A 22,645-nucleotide genomic window follows, 5' to 3' on the forward strand; every position below is an offset into this window, starting at 1 on the left:
AACGCGGACGACCTGCAGTCCGTGGTTGCCGACAACGCGTTCCAAGACTGGCACACTGAGTACGAAATCTCCGCACTTGACGTTGAGTACCTTGTTCACTACCGCGGCTCATCACCGAATGCAGTCATGAACAACGCGCTCATCCGGGCAAAAGGATACTCTCAGCGCTGGATGGCCGAAACCTCGTACTCAACAACGAAGCGCTCGCTCGGCGACGCCGTGCGAGCGCTGGGCTGGTATCGCCAGTTCCGTGAAATTGTCTTGATGTTCGCCCTCATCAATATAGAATCGCTGTGTGAGCCGCTGTAACCGTGATTCAGCATCTATTCAACAGAGCACTTTGCTGGATAACTGGATAGGCGGGTGACGAGTGTGCATTGTTCTCCGTGAAATCGGTTCGCAGACCGTCGAGAAAGAGACAAGCGGATTCGTGTCGGCGATATGACTGAGAACGATATTATAGGACGGTGATGACGTGACAGATATGGAACTAACCGAACTCGTAATCGCCCTCCTGATGTTGATCGTTCTGTACAGACTCGTCGAGGGAATATACGAGGGACTGCGGGGGTATTTCGACGGAAGGCAGTGAGGCGTGGTTTCTCGCTCGGACGGCCCGTCGCCTACTCCCAGGGTACCGACCGCACCTGAAGCTCGCCCGCAAGCGACGTTTCCATCGCCTCTTCGACGTCCGCGCTGTTTTCGAGTGCCCACATCAGCTTGACTTTGGCCGTTCCCGGCAGCGTATCGCCGGCTTCGATGACCCCTGCCTCGAGCAGGTCACGACCCGTGTCGTAGACCCGATCACAGACCCGGCCCTCGAGACACTGGCTGGTCATGACGACCGTCGTGCCGTCCGCGATCAGTTCCTCGAGTCGCGGGATGAGGTCGGTGTGAACGTGGCCGAGGCCGGTTCCCTCGACGATCAGCCCCTCGCTGCCCTCGGCGATGTCGAGGAACGCAGGGTCCATCCCGGGCGTGAATTTGACGAGTTCGACGTCGTCTTCGAGCTCGGGTTCGATCGCGAGATCGACAGCGCCGCGCTGTTGGTAGTCGCGTCGGAACGTGATCTCCTCGCTTTCGTAGTCGACTTCGCCGAGCGGCTTCGCGCCGATGGTCTCGAAGGCGTCCCGGCGCGAAGTATGATTCTTTCGCACGCGAGTCCCGCGATGGAGCGCACAGGCGTCGTCCGATTCGGAGGCGTGCATACAGACCATGACCTCCGCACAGTCGCTTTTGGCTGCCTCGACGGCCGAGACGGCGTTCATGACGTTGTCCGACGAGGGCCGGTCGGCCGAGCGCTGCGAGCCCGTAAAGACGATCGGGACTGGCGTCTCGAGCATGAACGCGAGCGCCGACGCGGAGTACTGCATCGTGTCGGTGCCGTGCATGACGACGACGCCGTCGGCACCGGCCTCGATCTCCTCGTAGACTGCCTGTGCGAGGTCCTGCCACAGCGGCGGTTCCATGTTCTCCGAGAGAATATTGGCGACGACGCGGCCGCGGTAGTTCGCCCGGCCTGCGAGGTCGGGAACGGCGCGCAGGACGTCCTCAGCGTCGAACTGTGCTGTCACCGCGCCAGTGCGGTAGTCGACCGTCGAGGCGATCGTCCCGCCAGTCGAAATCAGCGAGATCGTCGGCAGGTCGTCGTCGAACTCGATTTCGGAACTTTCGCCCTCGTCAGCCCCCGTCGAGTCCGTCCCATCGATCTCGTAGACGTCTTCGGCGAGGACGTCGACGTCGGCACCGTCGCGATCGACGCCGACGTTGTAGCCGCCCTCGAGTTTCACCACGAGGTGGTCATCCGTACTCGAGGGGAGCAACACGCCTTCGTACGTGCGATCCGCGCGGTCGACGCGGACGCGGTCGCCTGGGTTCATAGGGAGGCGTTGCGCGGCGGCGGACTTGAAGGCACGCTTTCGGCCGGCGTGACCTGACGCCGTCGGGTGGCAGGTCCCACACCAACTGCGTGACACACTGACTGGAGAGCTGTCATGCGATCGGGCAGACAGAACTGGTCAGTGGTGACTCTCGATTACTCACCGAACGTCCAGTCCGCGGCAGTGTCGAAACGGCTGCCGTCGAGAAACGTCGTCAAACGCAACAAATAAACCGACGACCGTTTACATACGTGATATGCAAATCGAGCCGCAAGCGTTCGACCGGGTTCTCTCGTCGATGTGTACGGAACCCCACCCGGCGGCGCGCGACGCGGCCGAGCGGTTTCTCGCGACGAATCCCGGTGATCCAGGCACGTATCCGAACGTCTCGGCGCTCGAGGACGACGCCGTTGCCTTACTGGGCGAGATCGCAGGTCTCGACGACCCGGCTGGCTACATTACCAGCGGCGGCACGGAAGCGAACATTCAGGCCGTTCGCATCGCCCGCGAGCGGACCGACAGTCGGACGCCAAACGTCGTCATGCCGGAGTCCGGCCACTTCAGCTTTCAGAAGGCTGCCGATCTGCTCGGCGTCGAACTCCGGATCGTCCCGACCGACGACCGGCATCGAGCCGACCTCGAGGCGGTCCGTGCCAGTGTCGACGAGAATACGGCGCTGGTGGTCGGCGTCGCGGGGACGACCGAGTACGGCCGCGTCGATCCGATTCCGGCCCTCGGCGAGATCGCCCACTCGGCCGACGCCATGCTCCACGTCGACGCTGCCTGGGGCGGGTTCGTGCTCCCCTTTACCGACTACGAGTGGCACTTCGGTCACGCCGCCGTCGACACGATGACCATCGATCCCCACAAGATGGGTCAGGCCGCGGTGCCCTCGGGCGGGTTGCTCGTGCGTTCGCCGGACCTGCTCGACGAACTCGCCGTCGACACGCCCTATCTCGAGTCGACCTCGCAGGCGACGCTGACGGGTACCCGCTCGGGTGCGGGCGTCGCAAGCGCCGTCGCGGCGATCGAAGAACTCTGGCCCGCTGGCTATCGCAGCCAGTACATCCGGTCACAGAACAACGCCGAGTGGCTCGCCGATGCCCTAGAGAAACGTGGCTACCGGGTCGCCGATCCGACCTTACCGCTGGTCGCGGCCGACGTGCCCCGGTCGACGTTCGACGCACTGCGAGCGAAGGGCTGGCGCATTTCGCGGACTGCCACCGGTGAGCTGCGGGTCGTCTGTATGCCCCACGTCACCCGCGAGATGCTGGCGTCGTTCGTCGGCGATCTCGACCGGCTCGAGGTGCGGGCGAGCGTTCCCGTCGCGAGCGACGATTGACCGGAGAGACGTCACACGAGCCGCCGAAGTCTATTCTTAGGGACGGCTTGGACCCATAGTGAGCTCTGCGGCCGCTCATACTGATACCAAGGGTGGACACGCAGTGTCGACACTACCGCTGCTCGGCAGACCAAATGAGTGCAACCGCAGCCGGACGATCGAAACCGGCGGGTTTTACGCCCGCCGTCCCATCGTGACGATCATGAGCAACGACGAGTTTCCGACGGACGAACCCGCCGTCGTGACCTGCGGGTTGCCCTACGCCAACGGCGACCTGCACATCGGTCACCTGCGGGGGTACATCGGCGCAGACGCGTTCAACCGCGCACTGCAGACGCTTGGTCAGGACTCGATCTACGTCTGCGGGTCGGACATGCACGGCACGCCGGTCGCCGTCAACGCCGAACAGGAGGGCGTCGAGCCCGAGGACTTCGCGCTCGAGTGGCACCACCAGTACGAGGAGACGTTCCCGCAGTTCAACGTCGACTTCGACAATTACGGCCACACCCACGACGAGACGAACGTCGAGACGACGCAAGATATCGTCCGCACGCTGGACGAAGAGGGTTACATCTACGAGAAAGAGATTCAGGTCGCCTACGACCCCGATGCCGACCAGTATCTGCCCGATCGCTACGTCGAGGGTACCTGTCCCTACTGTGGCGCAAAAGCCCGCGGCGACGAGTGTGACGAGGGCTGTCAGCGTCACCTCGAGCCGGGCGAGGTCGAAGATCCAACGAGTACGATCACGGGCAACCCCGCGGAGTATCGCGAGCGGACCCACAAGTTCTTCGAGGTCTCGGAGTTCGCCGACTTCCTCACCGACTTCTTAGACGACCTCGAGGGGACCTCGAACGCGCGCAACCAGCCCCGACAGTGGATCGAAGACGGCCTGCAGGACTGGTGTATCACCCGCGACATGGACTGGGGGATCGACTATCCCGGCGGCGAGAGCGACCTCGTCCTCTACGTCTGGGTCGACGCGCCGATCGAGTACATCTCGAGTTCGAAGCAGTACGCCGAGCGCGACGACGACTTCGACTGGGAGCAGGTCTGGAAAGGCGACGGCGAGATCATGCACATCATCGGCCGGGACATCATCCAGCACCACACGATCTTCTGGCCGGCGATGCTCGAGGGCGCAGGCTACAACAAACCGCGTGGGATCGCCGCGACCGGTTTCATCACGATCAACGGGAAGGGGCTTTCGACCAGCCGGAATCGCGCGATCTGGGCGAAAGAGTACCTCGAAGAAGGATTCCATCCCGACCTGCTGCGCTACTACCTGACGACGACCGGCGGTCTCCAGCAGGACGTCGACTTCTCGTGGGAAGCCTTCCAGGAGAAAGTCAACGGCGAACTCGTCGGCACCGTGGGCAACTTCTGGTACCGCTCGCTGCTGTTTGCCTACCGCAACTACGAGGGCACCCCCGACGCGGACGTCTCCGCGGAGGTCGAGGAACATATCGAAGAAGCGATCGCCGACGTCCGCGAGCACGTCAACGACTACTCCATGCGCGGGGTCGGCCAGGCAGCGACCCAGCTTGCCCAGTTCGGCAACGAGTACATCCAGCGCAACGAACCCTGGAAGCTCACCGACGACGACCCCGAGGAGGCCGCACAGGTCATCCGCGACTGCGTCCAGATCGCCAAGGCCGTCGCCGTCATCCTCGAGCCGATCACGCCGGACAAGGCACAGGCCCTGTGGACACAGATCGGCGAGGACGGCGAGATCGGCGATGCCGACCTCGAGGAGGCACTCGCGGCCCCACCACAGTCCTTCGAGGAACCCGGCGAACTCTTCGCAAAGATCGAAGACGAACGCGTCGAGGAACTGACCGCCAAACTCGAGGAACGCGTCGCAGCCGCCGCAACCGACGATGACGACGAGGACGAAACCGAAAGCGACGACACCGCGGCGGGCGAAGCCGACGCTATGACAGACACGGACGACCTCGAGCCGCTGCTCGAGGACCGGATCGGATTCGAGGACTTCCAGGAACTTGACATTCGCGTCGGCGAGATCGTTGAGGCCGAGGGCATCGAGGGTGCAGACGACCTCGCGCGACTCGAGGTCGACATCGGTTTCGAGACCCGCCAGGTCGTCGCCGGGATCAAGCAACTCCACGATCTCGAGGAACTGCCGGGAACGCGATGCGTGCTGCTCGCGAACATGGAACCTGCGGAACTGTTCGGCGTCGAATCCAACGGGATGATCCTCGCAGCGGGCGACGAGGCGGACCTGCTGACGACTCACGGCGACGCCGCGCTCGGCGAGAAGATCCAGTAACGGCGTCCTGTTCGTCGAATTTTTGCCGATATCGGACGGGGTCGTCGCGTTAGCCGTGCGGATCGACTAACGTTTGCGCCAACGGATAGAAATATGTGGGCTGGTATCATGCCTCAGTTGTGCACCGAGGATTCGTTTCCCACCTCGCAGGGCGACCTGTCCTGCGACGGGTGCTGGTCCCGATCGGCTGTTTCACCGCGGTCGTCGTCGCCGGCATCGTCGGCTTCTCGGTTCTCGGCGGTGTCGGTCTCCTCGAAGCGACGTTCTGGCTGGTCGATCTGACGAGCATCGAACTGCACTTCCAGGAGCACGCCGGTGCAGAGCGAGCGACGAAGGCCTACGCCATCGTGGTGACGGCCGGACTCGTCCTCTCGGGGCTGTGGATCGGCGAAACGGTCGTCACCGAGACGTTCGGCGGGCGGATTCCAACGGAGGTATCACGAGCAACAATGCAACGACGAATCGACGACAGCGACGAACATGTTATCGTTTGTGGATACGGCATGTTCGGACGAACGATCGCCAACCGGCTGGCCGAGGCCGGCCGAACGGTCGTCGTCATCGAGCACGACGAGGACACCGCGGAACGCGTCCGAGCAGACGGCCATCTCCTCGTCGAGGGCGACGCCAGACAGGAACAGACGCTACGGGCTGCGGGCGTCGAGCGAGCGACGAAACTCGTCGCCGCGATCGACGACTCGAACGTCAATATCCAGATCGCGGTCGTCAGCGGGACGGCGACCGACGCGCCCGAAATCATCGTTCGCGTCGGCGAGGAGATGTACGAGTCCGTCGCGAAGGAAGCCGGTGCTGACGCAGTCATCATCCCCGAAGTCGTCAGCGGCGAGCGCGTGACCCGGCTGCTCGAGCGGCCGGCGGACTGATACGGTTTCCTGTCACTGGTTTCCGGTGTACCCGCAGGACGATCGTGGGTGCACCGGGACTGACTGACAGCAGACCGTACGAATCACACCTCGTCGACGACCTGTGAGAGGTCCTCAGTCGGGATGACCTCCATCGTCTTCCCCTCGAGGCCGTGGCGGTGGAGCGTCAGTGCCGACTTGAACGCTGCCTCGTTGTCATCGGTCTCGAAGACGATGAGGAAGTCGTACTCGCCGAGGGCGGCGTAGGCGTCTCGCAGGTCCGCTCCGTGTGTTTCGAACTCCGTTCGAATTTCGCCCCAGACCGAGGCGAGTTCCTGTGCGTTCTGGATCTCACGGTCGTCGAGATCGACGAGCGTCGCGTAGGTTGGCATGTCACGTCGGAAGGGCGATCCGCAAAAAACGGTTGGCGTGGCAGACGACGGGGTGATGGTCGGCGGGAGATGGACAGCTACTCGAACACGAGTAAGTGACCATCTTTTAGGGGGTGCTGGCGGTAGCTCCCGGTATGAGAAACGCGAAGATCGTCTGTACGCTGGGGCCAGCGTCGAACGACCGGGAGACGATCCGGGACCTCGCCGCGGCCGGAATGTCTGTCGCACGTCTGAACGCGAGCCACGGGACTCGCGAGGATCGCGCGGCACTGATCGATCACGTCCGCGCCGTCGATGAAGAGCGAGCCGAACCCGTCGCGGTCATGCTCGACACACAGGGACCGGAGATCCGGACCGCACCCCTACCCGAGGGCGAGACCGTGACGCTCGAGACTGGCTCCGAAATCCGGTTCGTCGACGGCGACGAGGCAACTCCCGAGACGGTCGGACTCTCGTTGCCGATCGATGCCGTCGAGCCGGGTGACCGCATCCTGCTGGATGACGGTCTGATCGAGACGACCGTCCTCGAGACTGGCGACGACGGGGTCTGCGCCCGCGTCGACACTGGCGGCGAACTGGGCGGCCGCAAGGGGGTCAACGTCCCCGGTGTCGAACTCGGATTGGATGTCGTTACGGAATCTGACCGGAAAGACCTCGAGCTCGCAGCCGAGAAGGGCGTCGACTTCGTCGCGGCGAGTTTCGTCCGGGACGCCGAGGACGTCTACGAGGTCGGCGAAGTGCTCGAGGACCTGGGGGCGGACATCCCGATCATCGCGAAGATCGAACGCGCTGGGGCGGTCGAGAACATGGACGAAATCATCGACGCTGCCTACGGCGTAATGGTCGCACGCGGCGACCTCGGCGTCGAGTGTCCGATGGAGGACGTCCCGATGATCCAGAAACGGATCATCCGCACCTGCCGCGAGGCGGGGCGACCGGTTATCACGGCGACGGAGATGCTCGACTCGATGGTCCACGCGCGCCGCCCGACGCGCGCGGAGGCCTCGGACGTCGCAAATGCCGTCCTCGACGGCACCGATGGAGTCATGCTTTCGGCCGAAACGGCAGTCGGCGACCATCCCGTGGCCGTCGTCGACGCGATGGACAGTATCGTCCGACAGGTCGAAGAATCCGACGAGTACGACGAGTTACTCGAGCAACGCGTTCCCGCCTCGGGCGAGGCGCGAACGGACGCCCTTGCGCGGTCGGCGCGATTCCTTGCGCGGGACATCGACGCGGACGCGGTCGTGGCCGCGACCGAGTCGGGCTACACGGCGCTGAAGACGGCCAAGTACCGCCCCGGTGTCCCGGTCGTCGCCTCGACGCCAAGCCAGGCGGTGCGCCGCCAGCTTGCGCTGAGCTGGGGTGTGACGCCGCTGTACGCCGACGTCTCGGGACAGGGGGCTGACGCCGTCGTCGAAAACGCTGTCCAGGCCGCTCTGGACGCCGGCGTCGCCGAAAGCGGCGATACCGTCGTCGTCCTCTGTGGAATGATGACCGATCTCGAGGGGGCGAACACGACGAACATGCTGAAAGTCCACGTCGCAGCCGACACGCTGACCACCGGCCAGGTGGTCGTCGAGGGCCGGGCGACCGGTCCCGTCGTCCACCTGTCGGACGGCGATCTCTCGGTGGTGCCCGACGGGGCTATCGTCGCACTGCCAGCCGACTTCGACGAGGAGTTTTCGGGCGAGACGAGCCGGCTCGGCGGCATCGTCAACGCCGAACGAGGCATGACCGGCTATCCGGCGCTGGTCGCTCGTGAACTGGGAATCCCGATGGTCAGCGATGCTGAGATCTCGGCACTCACCGATGGCGAACCGGTAACCCTCGATGCCGAACACGGCGTCGTCTACGGCGGCGATATTGGGGACCGACACGAGCGAGCCTGATACTGTCGGTCACCATCGGATTTCCCGCCGCACGTCGCTGCCGGCTTGGACCGCGGGTTTTTGACGCCCCGGCCAGTATAGCCGCGTATGGTATCCGAGCCGTCCGGACCCGGCGACGACGCCGCCGATCGATGGAACGAGTCGTCGACGGCGAACCAGGACAGCGGACCGGCGTCCGACTCGAGTCCAGCCGATCGCGTCGAGCGAGCCAACGACGATCGGATCCCGCTCGATCTCTCTGGGAGCGACGACGATGACGCGGCCGCGACCGAGTCGAACGGATATACACCCGAAGCCAGCTCGACGCCGATCGAACCCGGTGATCCCGACCTCGAGAACGCGCTGTTCGTCCTGCTGGGTGCGATCATGATGGTGCTCGTCATCGCTCGATTGTTGATGCTGCCGCTCGGCTGAGACGGTCTGCTGTCACGCTGTCCCGTCGCACCCGCATGACGGGTCGCGGGTGCGCCGAAACTGACTGGGTGGTGCCTGTATGAATCGTCCGGGGAATGGCAGTCACCAACTCGTGGCCGTTCGGCACTCGACCGATTATCTCACTTCTTTCGTGCGGTAAACATTTAATCGGCACAAGGCCTAATCCCCGCATATGGTCGAATCCCTCGTCGGGAACATCCCACTGCTGTTGCTCGTTGTGGGGCTCGTGTTGATGGTCCTCGAGGCCATCTCGCCCGGTGCCCACCTCATCGTCATCGGGATCGCGCTGGTCGGTGCCGGTCTCGTTGGCATGGTCTTCCCGCCCGCAGCGAGCCCGTTCATCTTGGCTGCATTGACGCTCGTGATCGGGCTCGCTGCGGCCTACGTCTACCGGGAGTTCGACTTCTACGGCGGGAAAGGAACGGCCCGGACGACGGACTCGGACTCGCTTGCCGGCCGGACGGGCTATGTCACCGAGACCGTTACGGCCCGCGATGGCGAGGTCAAACTCGACGGCGGCGGCTTCGCGCCCTACTTCAGCGCGCGGACGACCGACGGCACGATCGCGGAGGGAAAGGAGGTCATCGTCCTCGACCCAGGCGGTGGGAACGTACTCACGGTCGAATCGCTCGAGGCACTCGGTGAAGACGAAATCGATCGTGCGCTCGCACGGATGGACGAGTCGTCCGAGTCCGAGCACGATTCCGCCGCCCAACTCGATAGTGAACGAACCGACGATGGTGACGACGAGCGAGAGCCCGAAACCGAGACGGAACGGTCGGGAAATTGAGTGACATTCTCGCGCATATGTTGCTGAAACAAGGGAACGCTTTTCTCCCCGCCGTCGTAACTCCGAAATATGGAGATACCATTGGTTCCACTGCAAACCGCCGGCACTGCCCTGTTGCTCGTCGGTGCCCTCGTCCTCGTTCTCGTTGTCGCTGCGTTGTTGAGCGCGATCGAGATCGTCGACGCCTACGAGAAACGCGCCCTCACGGTCTTCGGTGAGTACCGCAAGCTCCTGGAGCCGGGGATCAACTTCATCCCGCCGTTCGTCTCGAACACCTACCGGTTCGACATGCGAACACAGACGTTAGACGTCCCCCGACAGGAAGCGATCACGCGGGACAACTCGCCGGTGACCGCCGACGCCGTCGTCTACATCAAGGTGATGGACGCGAAGAAGGCCTTCCTCCAGGTCGACGACTACAAGCGCGCCGTCTCGAATCTCGCCCAGACCACGCTGCGTGCTGTGCTGGGTGACATGGAACTCGACGACACGCTGAACAAACGCCAAGAGATCAACGCGCGCATCCGCGAGGAACTCGACGAACCCACCGACGAGTGGGGGATCCGTGTCGAGTCCGTCGAGGTCCGCGAGGTCAACCCCTCGAAGGACGTCCAGCGCGCGATGGAACAACAGACCTCCGCCGAGCGGAAACGCCGTGCCATGATCCTCGAGGCACAGGGTGAACGCCGCAGTGCCGTCGAGAAAGCGGAGGGTGACAAACAGAGTGAGATCATCCGCGCCCAGGGTGAGAAACAGAGCCAGATCCTCGAAGCGCAGGGTGACGCGATTTCGACTGTCTTGCGTGCGCGCTCGGCCGAGTCGATGGGTGAACGCGCCGTCATCGACAAGGGCATGGAGACGCTGGCCGACATCGGCCAGGGCGAATCGACGACGTTCGTCATGCCCCAGGAACTCACCTCACTGGTCGGCCGCTACGGCAAGCACCTCTCGGGCAGCGACGTCGAAGGGGACGGCGCAGAACTCGAGAGCCGCGAGTTCGACGAGGAGACGCGCGAACTGATCGGACTCGACGATATCGCCGAGATCATCGGCGAAATCGACCAGGAGGCGGATATGGACGTCGAGGCGATGGAACAGGAGGCCCAAGCCATCAAAGAAGGCAAGGATCCCGCGGAGATCTCCGATCCCGACGAGGTCATCGAGGAGATGGATCAGGAGTTCCCGGGACAGACCGATGGCGGGACCGACGGTTCGGTTGACGAGGCGGACGACGCGAGCGAGTGAGCGGCCACGTCATGCTGTGACCGGCTGTCCCGTGTTGCCGGTTCGTGCGTGTCCCCTCGCTTAGATCGGTTCGCACTACTCCGTTTTCGCCGCTGTCTCGTCGCTCTCGTCGATACTCCCAGTGGATTACCGCCAGTAGTAACGGCGTCGGCGCGACGCGAGAGTCTGACCTCCCTCTCCACACTGTTCGTGTCTAACGCCGGCGCGGAGACACTGGCTGCCGATCCGATCGGCGGTTCAACATCGCTTACCGAAACGCACATGCGACGAAATCAGTCACTTTCAGTGAACAAAGCGGAGCGAAACCGGTTTTACGCGCCACCCCGTTCTGGACTATAGGTATCGAAATGACATCGCCCGATGGGGTCGACGACGAGAAACGAGCGACCCTGCGCCGGTTTGCCGCTATCGGTGCTGCCTCGCCGCTGATTGGCCGCTCGAGTTCATCGACGGCGAAGATGGGTGAAAGCGAGGCTCGCGATGCGATCGCGGGCTATCTCTCGACGACACCCGGGGCACACTTCTCGAAGATCCGTGACGATCTGCAACTCGGCACCGGCGAAACCCAACATCATCTGCGCCAACTCGAGGACGCGGGCGTCATCGAGCGCTATCGCGACGGCGACTACAAGCGATTCGTCACGGCCGGCCGGTTCGACGAGTTCGAGAAACGAGCGCTTGGCTATCTCCGACGGGAGACCCCGCGTGGCATGCTCATCGAACTCCTGTCGAATCCCGACGCCACCGCTGGCGACCTCGCCGAGGCGCTGGACGTGTCGGCCCCGACGGTGAGCAAGTACGCTGGCCAACTCGAGGACGCCGGCCTCCTCTCGCGGGACGACGGCTACGCCGTCGAGCGCCCGGAGACGGTGTTGATACTGGTCGTCGGTCACGCCGACTCCTTCGGCGATCGGGCACGAGCCCTCGCCCGTAACGCAGATCAGTTACTCGACTACCGGGGTTAAGACGCTGTTAGAAGCAGTAAGACCGGCTTACAACGACCTATGACTCTCGCTCGTCGATGACCGACAGCACCTCGGTCACCGACTCGAGTTCGTAGGTCGCGTTCAGTGGGCACTCGCGCTCGCGGTTGTGTGACCGCCGCAGGAACGCGGTCTCGAGGCCTGCCGCTTGCCCGGCGACGATGTCTTTCGGGGAGTCGCCGACGTAGAGCCCGTCCGAGACGCCAAGGTCGGCAAGTGCCTCCTCGAGATAGTAGGGATCCGGCTTGCGACGTTCGTAGCCCTCGAGCGTCGGCTCGCGCCCGCGAACGACATCGAAATCGATCCCGACGAACTCTGCAACGAACGCAGCGGTTTCGTGGCGATTGTTGGTGACGAGTCCGGTCGTGGTTCGGTCGCTTAGTTCACGGATCGCGTCAACATCATCATAGATGCCACGCTCACCCGACCGAAGGCGGTCGTGGGTGCCACTCGAGGCGTACGTTTCTTTCAGTTTCCAGAACCGCGCTCGATCGATCCCGAGTTCCTCGCAGTGTGTTCGAATCCGTTCGACGTCGTGATTTCTGAAATCGCGGCGCTGTGATGGCGTCGGCTCGGCGTCGAGTTCGGCGAGGGCCGCGTCGGAAGCGTCAGCGTACACCTGCGGATCGGTCCGTGGTCCCTCGATGAGAACCCCGTCCATGTCGAACAGTATCGGCGTCATCTATCCGGATATATGGCGTGTCGCGAAAAGAGGGTTCGGCGTTGCTGGTCGCCGGACGTCTACGACCGAAACGATCGGTAAAAACGAGCTGAAATGGCACCGGGTGCCGGGGTGGCGTTAAACGTCGACTTTCCAGGTGGTACTCGAGGAATACCCCCACTTCTCGATTTCGACGTCGTAGTCGCCCTCCTGCAGGGCGGTGATGTTCGACCCGACCTCTTTCGCCGTCATCCCGAGTTCCTTGCCGATGAGGCGAGATTTGAAGTACGTCTTCGTCGCCGCATTGTTCCGAAGGTACTCCAGAATCCGCTGTTGTTTGCTCGTGAGGTCAGGGGCCATTGCAGTGCTCATACACAGATGAACGACAGGAACGGTCTTAGGGGGTTTGGTACGCACAGTTAACTGGCCGCAGTCGTGCGATTTCACCACCGAGTAAGAGACGAATAATCGGTCGGAAAGCTTTCGTTGGTACGGCCGGTTAAACCATTCGCAACGCTGACACTCGCCTGGTCGTGATAGTTCTCGACGGGTGAGCGGGTCGATATCACGACCGTCACGCGACATCAGTCGTCGCTGTCGTAATACGCCGTCAGGAAGGGACCGATCGAACACGCAACTGCCTCGCCGAGCGCCTGCGTTCGGTCGGTCAGTCCAGCCGTCAGCGCACCTGCGGCCCCTTCGGATTCGGCGAGGCCGTCAGTTCCGAGCAGGTCGTCCATCACCGGCCCCAGTTCCCCACCGGCTTCGACCTGCTCGGCGACACCGTCAGGAAGCCGCAGCGTCGGGCCACTGCCACGCTCAATTCTGTCGCCGTCGGTCACGGCTCCCCACATGATCAACGAGAGTCCCGGCACGCCCTCGAGTCGCGCAACCCCTCCCTCGAGTCCGACGCCGTAGTCGGCGTCGGTCGCTGCGAGCGCTCGCCGGGCGCGGGTTTCGGCACCAGTGACGGTTTCTTCGATCGACCACGGCTGTTCGCACACCCCGGAGTCGACGTCGACGGCGATGACGGTCGGCTCGTATGACTCGAGGGTTCGCTCGACTGCATCGACCTTGACCGGGTTCGTACTCCCGACTGCAAGTTTCATAGCGGCCGTTCGGACGGCGGGCAGTTGGTGGCTCCGGTTCGAACCGATACTATGCTTTAATGTTTCTATTTATCATACTCTTTTGCCCGAATTACCCGTTTTCGAGGGGTATCTGGGTGAGATTTCGAAACCCTTATCCTTTGAGTGTCTGAACGTGGGAGGTAACGGATCCGTCCGGGCTTTTGCGATCGGTTCGGCCGGGCAGCACTCGCCATCGTATGACTAACGCACCATCGAACACGAGAGTACGACGTAGCGAACCCCAAACGAACGAACAGGAGACCGAAACCGAGGACGAGGACCTGGTCTGTCCCGAATGTGCTGGCCATCTCGTCGTCGACGACGAGCACGGCGAGACGGTCTGTGAAGACTGTGGGCTGGTCGTCGAGGAGGACTCGGTCGACCGCGGTCCCGAATGGCGTGCGTTCGACGCCGCCGAGAAAAACGAGAAGTCCCGCGTGGGCGCGCCCACGACCAACACGATGCACGACAAGGGGCTCTCGACGAACATCGACTGGCGCAACAAAGACGCCTACGGCAACTCGCTTGGCTCGCGCCAGCGCGAGAAGATGCAGCGCCTGCGAAAGTGGAACGAGCGCTTCCGCACGCGTGACTCCAAGGAACGCAACCTGAAACAGGCACTCGGCGAGATCGACCGGATGGCCTCCGCACTCGGCCTCCCCACGAACGTCCGCGAGACGGCGTCGGTCATCTATCGGCGCGCACTCGACGAGGACCTCCTGCCGGGACGCTCGATTGAGGGCGTCTCGACGGCCTGTGTCTACGCCGCCGCCCGCCAGGCTGGCGTCCCCCGGAGCCTCGACGAGATCGCCGACGTCTCCCGCGTCGAGAAAAACGAAATCGCGCGCACCTACCGCTATGTGGTCCGCGAACTCGGTCTCGAGGTCCAGCCGGCCGACCCCGAGAGCTACGTCCCCCGCTTTGCCTCGGGGCTCGAGCTCTCCGACGAAGCCGAACACCGCGCACGCTCGCTGCTCCAGAACGCCAAGGAGAAGGGCGTTCACTCCGGCAAGTCCCCGGTCGGCCTTGCGGCTGCCGCGGTCTACGCTGCCGCACTGCTGACTAACGAAAAGACCACGCAGGCTGCCGTCTCCGACGTCGCCGACATCTCCGAAGTCACCATCCGCAACCGGTACCACGAGCTCCTCGAGGCCGAGGAGACCATCGGGATGGCGTAATCGCGGTCGTCGAACTACACGTCGCTGGAACGATACCGTTTTTATCGCGCTCGGTCCCAGTCGGTAGCAATGGGACTTGATTTCGACTCGTTCGTACTCACAGCAGCGACGGCGGACCTCTCGGATGAACCGGCGGCCCGCGAGCACGCCGATGCGGTCGAATTCCGAATGGACCTCGCTGACGAGCCGCTGGCAGCGCTCGAGGCCTACGACGGCGAGTTACCGATCCTCGCGACGAACAGGGCTGACTGGGAGGGTGGTGAAGCGAAAGACGAGGGTCGACTCGAGGCGCTGGCCGACGCGACCGCGTGTGAGGCCGTCGAAGCGATCGACATCGAACTCAAGTCGATTCTCGAGGGCGAGGCCGAGGCGCTCCTCGAGACGGCTCGCGAGCGCGACGTGTCGATCGTCGCCTCGGTCCACGACTTCGAGGGGACGCCGCCCCGGAAAGAGCTGGTGCGGACGCTGACCGAGGCGGGCAAGTACGCAGACGTGGCAAAGCTGGCGGTGACGGCTGAATCGAAAGCGGATACGCTCGCGTTGCTGTCGGCGACCGAGCAGCTGACCTCGCATGGGGACACCGTCGCGACGATGGCGATGGGTGAAGTGGGAAGTCACACGCGAGCAGTGGCACCGGTGTACGGATCGAAAATTGGGTATGCACCTGTTGACCCCGAAAACGCCACTGCGCCGGGGCAGTACGACCTCGAAACGCTCGCGGAGCTCGTGGCACACCTCGAGTGAGCTGCTACTGTCGGACAGCAGTCAATACGAAGTCGATCGCGGATTCGCGGCCGTCTCCACCGGTGACGGCCGTCGCAGAGCGACCGAGCTTCACACCGTTCTGTCCGGCAGTATGAAAAACAGCCGAAATCGGAATGTTAAGGACAGCGGTCCCCCACTAGCCGACAATGACATGGCTCCGCGCGATCCTCGCCGCCGGTCTGTCGGTGATCTTACCCGGTGCGGGTCACGTCCTCTCTCGTGACTGGCTTCGCGCCGCCGCTTTCGCTGGTCTGTTCCTCGCTGCGAGTGCTTTCTTGCTCCCGATCGAGCAACTCGCGGCCGCCGAACCGACGAGTTACGACGAGGCCATCACACAGGCGACCGCTATGGCCGCGGACGTGGATCCAATGGCACAGTTTTCCCTCTCGTTTATCGCCCTGTTTGCCACGATCGACGCGGCCTTTCGGGCACTCGGCTATCCGTCCGGCGGCGACGGAAACACAGACGGGACGACCTGTCCCGAATGTGGGAAAGACGTCGATCCGGACCTCGAGTTCTGTCACTGGTGTACGACGCGACTCGAGCCTGACGCGCCCGAATCGGAGACAGACAACTGAGAGAGCCGAGCCGTTACTTCTCGATAATACTCTCGTCGACGGCCTCGCCGAAGTGTCGTGCCGTATCCTCGTAGTACAACAGGATCTCGTCGCCGGCTTCCAGCTCCGTCACAGCCTTGCGCCCCTCTTTGGCGGCGACTTTGATCGTCTCGGCGTTCTGGAGTAGCGTCTCGACCCGGTCGCCGTTTTCGGTCTCGAGTGCGACCCGGAACATCGGCCGCTGTTCGATCTTGACCCGGCCGACGATAGCCTCACGGGTGTTGCCGTTGGTGTCGACGACCTGTACCTCGTCACCGCTTTGCAGGCCCGCGAGGTACTTCGTTCCGCCGTCGGGCGTCCGGATGTAGGCGTGGACCGCGCCTGCGTTGACCCGGAAGGGACGCGAGGCGACGTACGGCGATTCTGCCGTTTCGGCGTGGACGAAAACCAGCCCGCGGCTCATCGAGCCGACGAGCATCCCCTCGTCGTGCTCGAGGAGGTTGCCGGTGTCAACACAGACCCGGTCGGCGCTGCCCGCGCGCTCGACGTCGAGGACTTCGGCGTACTCGAGGTCGAGACTCTCGCGTGCGGCCTCGTCGCGGACCTCGACCGTCTTGCGGATCTCGTCAGGGTCGTCAGAGTCGAGCAACACGGCGTCGGAGCCGATCTCGAGGGTCTCGAAGGCCGTCTTGGCCTCCTCTGCGCTGGTGACGCCCGCGACGAGGTCGGTCTCCTCGCCGATACGGGCGATCAGGTTCTCGAGTGGGATGATCGTCCAGTCCTCGCCGACGACGATCGTGTAGTCGGCTTCATCGGCAGCGGTCTCGGCGAAGTGCTCGTACTCCTTGCCGAGGATGCGGACGTACGCACCACGATCGAGGTCACCATCGCGGCGCAGCGTCGAGAGGTCCGCCGAGCCCGAAAAGTCCTCCGGCAGATCGATCGTCGCGTCACCTTCGCCGTCTTTGCCGACGACGATGGCGTCAGCCTGTGTCGACTGCTCGTCGTCGCTCTCGGCGTCGTCGATGTCGTCGACCAGCGTTACGTCGCCGTCGGTCCGGAACGCCGCAACGTTGATGTCGCCGAGTTCGCGGACGCGCTCGACATCGTCTTCGTCGACCAGTACCCAGTCTGCACCCGCCTCGAGCGCGGCGGTAATCCGTGCCCGGCGGTCGTCCCAGTCGCCGACGGTGTCGTCGGCTTTTACCCAAACAGTTCGCGTCATAAATCGATCCTCGAAGGGGACCGGCTTGAACGTGGCGAATCGGGCAGGTGCGATGGGTTCCTGCCACGGACTAGGGATGCACGACACGCCAGCAGGCACACAGCGGTCGACACAGTCGCCCCGTCACGGCCGAGCGAAAACTGACAACAGTTCTGATAGTAACGAAAGTACCGATACTTTCTCCAAAGTTGATAATATCTGATCGGTCGACCGATACGATACGGGTCAGCGCCACCTCGAGACGCCCACCGAACTGACGATCGACTGTGCCGCCCACCGACTCGAGGTGGATGCTGCGGCCACAGTCGCGCGAGCAGCCTTCGAGCATGCAGGCGAGATGGCAACCCTCGAGTACGGACGCCCGGCTGCCGTCTTGGGTGCCGTCCGGCTCGCCGCCCGTCGCACCGATGTCGGTGAACCCGACCGCGACCGGATCGCGGCGACGTTCGATGTCGATCCGGAGCGTGTCGTCCACGCCGACGAGTTGTTGGCGACGTATCTGAGTCCGCCTGCCGATGCCGACGAGATCCGCTCGCTTCGGCGGACGCTCATCGTGGCCCAGGAGGTCCTGGCCGCGGTCGAGCGTGGCCGCAGCGCTGGCCCCGAGCTTCCGGGCTCGTACCTCGCTGACGCCGCGCCCTTCCTGCTCGCCCGCGCGAGCAGCCACCTCGACGCCCGCACCGACTGCGAGTACCCGGGGCTCGACGCGGCGGCACTTCGTGACCACATCGACCGACTCGAGGCCGACCTCGAACTCGCCCGGCTCGGCACGAAACTCTACGGACTGGTGTCTACTGAGAACTAAGCGAGCCGCTTACCGGATGTAGTTGGCCTCGTCGCCGAGTTTGTGTCGGAACGCCCGGTAGGCGTTTTCGCCGCGCTCGGTCAACTCGACGACGCGCCGACGGCCGACGGACTCGATCGTGACGTAGCCGTCATCGGCCAGCGGCTCGAGGACGTGGGTATCTAGCACCCGAAACGCACCCTTGTCATCGCCGGCGCGCTCGTCGGGTGCGCGACGGTCGGCCATAAACGAGAGGTTCCGGTCGCGAGCGTACTCGATGAGGTCTTTCTTCTTCGGTGGGCTCGTCCGATCGTCGTGATATCCCTCCCACGCGTCAGGATCGGCCAGAAACTCCATGATCGCGACCTGATCGCGTGTCGGCGACTCGATCGGGTAGGTCGGAATCCCCTCGATCTCGTCGACCCCGAAGGAGCCGGGTTCGGTCGTCCCGTCGTGGGCGTACGTCGACGGGTCGACGTAGTATGCGTGGGCGTCAGTCGAGACGTCCATACACGCAATCGTCGCGCCGATCGCCGGGATCGTCCCCGCTCCTGATACATTGACGTACACCTGGTCGTCGGCGTGTTTCGCGGCGATCGTCGTCACGTCTCCGAGGACCGCATAGACGTCCGTCAGATCGCATTTCCAGGTCCGAACCTCCGGGACGATCGACTCGAGTTCGTCGCGTAACTCGTCGTGATACTCGGCTGTCGCGGTTGCGTTTCGCTCGATGTGGCCATCCTGTCGATCGCTGTCCCCATGGTCGTGGACCGCGTGATCGTCCTCGAGCAGATAGACGAGATCGGCTCGCTGGTCGCGAATCGGCTCGAGGATCCGATCGAACTCGTAGCCAAGCGGGACGACGTGGACGCGCTTGACGATATCCATATCCCGAGAGGTGTGTCAGGAAAAAATAACAACTCCGGAATCGATGGTCGTGACTCGAGTCGAACCCGACCGACCACTGGCACGTTCGGCTATCCGACTGTTCTATCTTCGGGGTGGGAGTGAAAGGGACGACAAGGCTTTCAACGTATTCTCGATGGCGGTGGGGGTAACAGTAATACCTTGTTGACACACTCGGCGAAACGTTGAGAACGCCCGCCGCCCTACGTCGGAACAGATGGCCGCCTACGACGCGATCTGTTTCGATCTCGACAGCACCCTCTGTGAGCCGACTCAGGACGCCACCGACCTGCTCGCGTCGACGTTCGAGCGCGCCGGCTACGAGCAGTTCTGTACGCCGGCAGAGCTGCGGGCCGCAGTCCCCGACCTGCCGACCGCCGAGACGGATCGCGAGTTCTACGAACACCTCTTTGCCGAAGTCGCAACTCGATCTGGCGTCGAGACGGAGATCGCGCCGACGCTCGCCGCGGAGTACCTCGAAGTGCGAGATCCAACCGCCGTCGAGTTCCGTCCCGGCGCGCAAACCGCGCTCGAGCACGCCCGCGACCGAGGGCAGGTCGGCCTCATCACGAACGGCGGTCGGCCGACACAGACCCAGAAGCTCCGGACGCTCGGTATCGAGGATGCCTTCGACGTGCGGGTGTTTACCGAACCGAGCGCCGGCATCGCTCCCAAACCGAGCGCGGCACCGTTCGAACACGCGCTGACCGAACTCGAGGTCACGCCGGATGCGGCGATCCACGTCGGCGACTCACTCCACGCCGACATCGCGGGTGCAAACGCGATGGGGCTCGATTCGGCCTGGCTCGATCTCGGCCGCGAGGACGGCCCCGGCGATCACGTGCCGACCTACGAACTCGCGTCGCTCGAGGGGCTCGAGACGATCGTCTGAGCAACTGGCCTGGGCTAGTTTTCGGGCAGGAGGTCCGTATGGACCAGCGCGCGGTACTGCGTATCGGTTCCCTCCTCGAGGCGCTTGAGCAGCGCCGCCGCATCGGTGAAGCTCTCGGGGAGTTCGAACGGATCACTGTCGTCGTCGTCGCGTTGTTTACAGAACTGGACGAACGCCAGCAGGTTCTCGTGGGCACCGATGCGAGCGTAGACGACGCCGATGTCTTGGTCGACCGCGTCCTGCCAGGTCTCGATCATCGGTTCGACCGCCTGCCGGGGTTTGCGCAGTTGCTCGGCCAGTTCCGTCGCGTCGACGCCGCCCTCACCGACCAGCCCGTCGAAGACCGACTGGAGGTCGTTGCTGGCGTCTGTAAGCGGCGGCGCGTCCGCTTCGGCCTCAACGAGCTCGGCGAACGCCTCCAGTTCATCGCGCCGGACCGCGACGGGATAGACGAAGTCGTGTGTCTCCTTCGGGAGCGTGTACGATTGCCCTTCGATGCCCTGCTCCCCAGGGCTCGTCTTTCCCAGCATTAGATCGAGGATTCCCATACCCGAAACAGGTGTCGTGAGGCGAATAAGTGTTCCGCGGTCAACTCGAGATGTCTTCGATTACGATCGCTCTTCGGTGAGCAATCGAGATGCTATCGACGACCGAAACGGGCCGGCTCACGCTGTCGTGCTACCAATCGTCGCCAAGTGCCGCCTTCGCGCCGCCGTAGCCGCTTGCCGTCGTCCACGTGCGATCGCTTGCTACGTGTTCGACCTCGTACCCACCGCCGCAGGCCCCACAGCGGTACTGGTCGGGTGTCTTCACCGGTTTCGAGGCCCGGTGGCGTTTCGCGCGCCAGTCGCAGTCGGCCTCGAGACACCGGAGGACGTACCGTGGCTCCACGAACGTCTCGCAATAGCGCGGGGCCTCGAGCGCGGCCGCTCGCTTTCGAAACCGGTCGCCGTGACCGGACTCGCCGAACTGCTGGAACTCCCATGCGTGAACGAGTTCGTGGCGGACGATCCCTGCGAACGCGGGCCACTCGTAGCGCTCGTAGGCCCGTCGGGCGAGGACGATCGTCGCCACCTCGCGATCGGCGTGCCACCGACACGCGCCCGCCCGGCGGCGCGCTCGCGTCGAGACGGCCCACTCGATGGCTCCGAGGTCGATCGCGAGCTCATGTTCGTCGCGTACCTCGCGGGCGTGAATCCGAGCGCGGGCGACGATTTCATCGTCGAGCGTGGTCGTCTCGCCGTCTGTCACGACCTCGAAAAGGGAGACCGTCGCCGAAATTCTTCCGGTGATACGACCGTGCACCGATCGAACTCGAGACACTGCCGCAGGTGTTAGCAATTTAGCTGAAGAATTTTGTTAAGGTTACTAGTCTATAGGCTGCTTAATAGCAGCCGAATTAATAAGCTAGACACACCGAGTTCGACTATCGATGAGTCACAACGAGTCGGCGCACACCCACGACGACTCACACGACGGCCACGATCACGACCACGGTGGACATGGGCACGGACACGGCCACGGCCACGGTGGCGAGTCGACGAGCAGCCGCAAGCTTGCCGCCGTCTCGCTGATCAACGTCGTCGGCTTTCTCGTCGAACTCGTGGGTGGGCTGGCGTTTGGCTCGGTCGCGCTCGTCAGCGACGCCGTCCACATGCTGTTCGACGCGCTCGCGTACGTGATGGCCTTCGCCGCCTCCTACGTCGCCGAACACTACGGCGACGATGAGCGCTGGTCGTACGGCCTCCACCGCCTCGAGCCGTTTGCTGCCTTCCTCAACGGCCTGTTGCTCCTGCCGATGGTCGCGTTCATCCTCTGGGAGTCATACCAGCGGTTTCTCGAGCCCATCGCTATCGGGACTGGGCCGACGATCGCTATCGCTATCGGCGGCCTCCTGGTCAACGTCGGTTCAGTCTTCGTCCTCCATGGCGACGCGATGAGTCTCAACGAGAAGGGCGCGTTCTACCACCTGCTGGGCGACGCTGGCGGCTCGGTCGCCGTCATCGTCTCCGTGGTGGCGATCGACGTAACCGGAATCAGCGTCATCGACCCGATTGCTGCGGCGCTGATCGCCGTCGTCGTCACCTGGTCGGCGATCACGGTGTTGCGTGGCAGCGGCGAGATCTTCTTCCTCAAAACGCCCCTCAAGAGCGACGAGATTCAGTCGCACATCCGCGAGATCGACGGCGTCGATGCGGTCGACGACTTCCACGCCTGGCAGATCTGCAGTCAGATCACGGTCGCGACGGTCCACGTCGAAACAGACGTCGAGACGATGCTCGAAGCCGAGTCGGTCACGCGCCGGGTCCACGACGAACTCGCCGGCCACGGCGTCGATCACGCCACCGTCGAACTCTCGCCGCGCTACGACGACCGCGACCTTCATCTGGATACGCACTGTCACTGAGGACCCAGTGGTTCGGGGTCACAACGTC

23 protein-coding genes and 1 pseudogene are annotated in these 22,645 nt (G+C 63.6%); 15 read left to right on the top strand and 9 right to left on the bottom strand.

What is annotated here, in order from left to right; translation table 11 throughout:
• A pseudogene (locus tag BSG09_RS13730) lies at nt 1-309 on the top strand (IS5/IS1182 family transposase); the annotation flags it as partial.
• 314 nt (nt 310-623) lie between these two features.
• Here the strand turns inward: BSG09_RS13730 and gatD are convergent.
• On the bottom strand, nt 624-1,880 hold the full coding sequence (gene gatD / locus BSG09_RS13735) for a Glu-tRNA(Gln) amidotransferase subunit GatD (RefSeq protein WP_092934070.1): 1,257 nt from the start codon (nt 1,878-1,880) through the stop codon (nt 624-626).
• 256 nt (nt 1,881-2,136) lie between these two features.
• Between gatD and mfnA the strand changes: the two genes are divergently transcribed.
• From mfnA to BSG09_RS13750, 3 genes are all read left to right on the top strand, one after another.
• Entirely contained in the window at nt 2,137-3,222 is a 1,086-nt protein-coding gene (gene mfnA / locus BSG09_RS13740) for a tyrosine decarboxylase MfnA (RefSeq protein WP_092934072.1), read from the top strand.
• A gap of 202 nt (nt 3,223-3,424) precedes the next feature.
• Nucleotides 3,425-5,512 (top strand): methionine--tRNA ligase, encoded by a 2,088-nt coding sequence (gene metG, locus BSG09_RS13745; RefSeq protein ID WP_092934204.1) that lies wholly within the window; start codon nt 3,425-3,427, stop codon nt 5,510-5,512.
• Between the two features lie 119 nt (nt 5,513-5,631).
• Nucleotides 5,632-6,396 carry a potassium channel family protein gene (locus BSG09_RS13750; protein WP_092934074.1) on the top strand — a complete coding sequence of 255 codons (765 nt, stop codon included), beginning with the start codon at nt 5,632-5,634 and terminating at the stop codon, nt 6,394-6,396.
• 83 nt (nt 6,397-6,479) lie between these two features.
• On the opposite strand, the gene BSG09_RS13755 is transcribed toward BSG09_RS13750, so the two are convergent.
• On the bottom strand, nt 6,480-6,767 hold the full coding sequence (locus BSG09_RS13755; protein WP_092934076.1) for a GYD domain-containing protein: 288 nt from the start codon (nt 6,765-6,767) through the stop codon (nt 6,480-6,482).
• Nucleotides 6,768-6,901: 134 nt separating this feature from the next.
• Between BSG09_RS13755 and pyk the strand changes: the two genes are divergently transcribed.
• The 5 genes from pyk (at nt 6,902) to BSG09_RS13780 (ending at nt 12,094) form a co-directional block, all read left to right on the top strand.
• Entirely contained in the window at nt 6,902-8,659 is a 1,758-nt protein-coding gene (gene pyk, locus BSG09_RS13760; RefSeq protein ID WP_092934078.1) for a pyruvate kinase, read from the top strand.
• A gap of 87 nt (nt 8,660-8,746) precedes the next feature.
• Nucleotides 8,747-9,073: a DUF7312 domain-containing protein gene (locus BSG09_RS13765; RefSeq protein WP_092934080.1), complete on the top strand. Its 327-nt coding sequence runs from the start codon at nt 8,747-8,749 to the stop codon at nt 9,071-9,073.
• A 193-nt stretch (nt 9,074-9,266) separates the two neighbouring features.
• Entirely contained in the window at nt 9,267-9,884 is a 618-nt protein-coding gene (locus BSG09_RS13770) for an NfeD family protein (RefSeq protein ID WP_092934082.1), read from the top strand.
• A 69-nt stretch (nt 9,885-9,953) separates the two neighbouring features.
• A complete protein-coding gene (locus BSG09_RS13775) occupies nt 9,954-11,129 on the top strand; it encodes an SPFH domain-containing protein (protein WP_092934084.1) in 1,176 nt (391 codons plus the stop codon).
• A gap of 347 nt (nt 11,130-11,476) precedes the next feature.
• The gene (locus BSG09_RS13780; RefSeq protein WP_092934086.1) at nt 11,477-12,094 is read left to right on the top strand and encodes a winged helix-turn-helix transcriptional regulator; all 618 of its coding nucleotides are present in this window, start codon (nt 11,477-11,479) and stop codon (nt 12,092-12,094) included.
• A 37-nt stretch (nt 12,095-12,131) separates the two neighbouring features.
• Here BSG09_RS13780 and BSG09_RS13785 read toward each other — a convergent pair whose 3' ends face one another.
• The 3 genes from BSG09_RS13785 to yjjX form a co-directional block, all read right to left on the bottom strand.
• Nucleotides 12,132-12,794: an HAD family hydrolase gene (locus tag BSG09_RS13785; RefSeq protein WP_092934088.1), complete on the bottom strand. Its 663-nt coding sequence runs from the start codon at nt 12,792-12,794 to the stop codon at nt 12,132-12,134.
• A 117-nt stretch (nt 12,795-12,911) separates the two neighbouring features.
• Nucleotides 12,912-13,133 (bottom strand): DUF7123 family protein, encoded by a 222-nt coding sequence (locus BSG09_RS13790; RefSeq protein ID WP_049911526.1) that lies wholly within the window; start codon nt 13,131-13,133, stop codon nt 12,912-12,914.
• A 224-nt stretch (nt 13,134-13,357) separates the two neighbouring features.
• Nucleotides 13,358-13,882 carry an inosine/xanthosine triphosphatase gene (gene yjjX, locus BSG09_RS13795; protein ID WP_092934090.1) on the bottom strand — a complete coding sequence of 175 codons (525 nt, stop codon included), beginning with the start codon at nt 13,880-13,882 and terminating at the stop codon, nt 13,358-13,360.
• A 218-nt stretch (nt 13,883-14,100) separates the two neighbouring features.
• Here yjjX and BSG09_RS13800 point away from each other — a divergent pair, with 218 nt between their 5' ends.
• From BSG09_RS13800 to BSG09_RS13810, 3 genes are all read left to right on the top strand, one after another.
• Nucleotides 14,101-15,081 (top strand): transcription initiation factor IIB, encoded by a 981-nt coding sequence (locus BSG09_RS13800; protein ID WP_092934092.1) that lies wholly within the window; start codon nt 14,101-14,103, stop codon nt 15,079-15,081.
• A 69-nt stretch (nt 15,082-15,150) separates the two neighbouring features.
• Nucleotides 15,151-15,825, top strand: coding sequence for a type I 3-dehydroquinate dehydratase (locus BSG09_RS13805; RefSeq protein ID WP_092934094.1), 675 nt, complete (start codon nt 15,151-15,153; stop codon nt 15,823-15,825).
• Between the two features lie 167 nt (nt 15,826-15,992).
• Nucleotides 15,993-16,424, top strand: a complete 432-nt coding sequence (locus BSG09_RS13810; protein WP_092934096.1) for a zinc ribbon domain-containing protein — start codon at nt 15,993-15,995, stop codon at nt 16,422-16,424.
• Between the two features lie 13 nt (nt 16,425-16,437).
• Here the strand turns inward: BSG09_RS13810 and BSG09_RS13815 are convergent, their stop codons facing one another.
• On the bottom strand, nt 16,438-17,628 hold the full coding sequence (locus tag BSG09_RS13815) for a 3-dehydroquinate synthase II (RefSeq protein WP_092934098.1): 1,191 nt from the start codon (nt 17,626-17,628) through the stop codon (nt 16,438-16,440).
• A gap of 286 nt (nt 17,629-17,914) precedes the next feature.
• On the opposite strand from BSG09_RS13815, the gene BSG09_RS13820 reads away from it, so the two are divergent.
• Nucleotides 17,915-18,433 (top strand): hypothetical protein, encoded by a 519-nt coding sequence (locus BSG09_RS13820; protein ID WP_223174719.1) that lies wholly within the window; start codon nt 17,915-17,917, stop codon nt 18,431-18,433.
• Nucleotides 18,434-18,442: 9 nt separating this feature from the next.
• Here the strand turns inward: BSG09_RS13820 and BSG09_RS13825 are convergent, their stop codons facing one another.
• Nucleotides 18,443-19,300, bottom strand: a complete 858-nt coding sequence (locus tag BSG09_RS13825) for an HFX_2341 family transcriptional regulator domain-containing protein (RefSeq protein ID WP_092934102.1) — start codon at nt 19,298-19,300, stop codon at nt 18,443-18,445.
• Nucleotides 19,301-19,535: 235 nt separating this feature from the next.
• Between BSG09_RS13825 and BSG09_RS13830 the strand changes: the two genes are divergently transcribed.
• Nucleotides 19,536-20,210 carry an HAD family hydrolase gene (locus BSG09_RS13830; protein WP_092934104.1) on the top strand — a complete coding sequence of 225 codons (675 nt, stop codon included), beginning with the start codon at nt 19,536-19,538 and terminating at the stop codon, nt 20,208-20,210.
• 14 nt (nt 20,211-20,224) lie between these two features.
• On the opposite strand, the gene BSG09_RS13835 is transcribed toward BSG09_RS13830, so the two are convergent.
• Both BSG09_RS13835 and BSG09_RS13840 read right to left on the bottom strand, forming a co-directional pair.
• Entirely contained in the window at nt 20,225-20,758 is a 534-nt protein-coding gene (locus tag BSG09_RS13835) for a hypothetical protein (protein ID WP_092934106.1), read from the bottom strand.
• A 130-nt stretch (nt 20,759-20,888) separates the two neighbouring features.
• On the bottom strand, nt 20,889-21,461 hold the full coding sequence (locus BSG09_RS13840) for a SprT-like domain-containing protein (protein ID WP_092934206.1): 573 nt from the start codon (nt 21,459-21,461) through the stop codon (nt 20,889-20,891).
• Nucleotides 21,462-21,642: 181 nt separating this feature from the next.
• Between BSG09_RS13840 and BSG09_RS13845 the strand changes: the two genes are divergently transcribed.
• Nucleotides 21,643-22,617 (top strand): cation diffusion facilitator family transporter, encoded by a 975-nt coding sequence (locus tag BSG09_RS13845; protein ID WP_092934108.1) that lies wholly within the window; start codon nt 21,643-21,645, stop codon nt 22,615-22,617.
• The last annotated feature ends 28 nt before the right edge of the window (nt 22,618-22,645 follow it).

The sequence above is a fragment of the Natrinema hispanicum genome, assembly GCF_900111485.1.
Lineage (GTDB): Archaea > Halobacteriota > Halobacteria > Halobacteriales > Natrialbaceae > Natrinema > Natrinema hispanicum_A.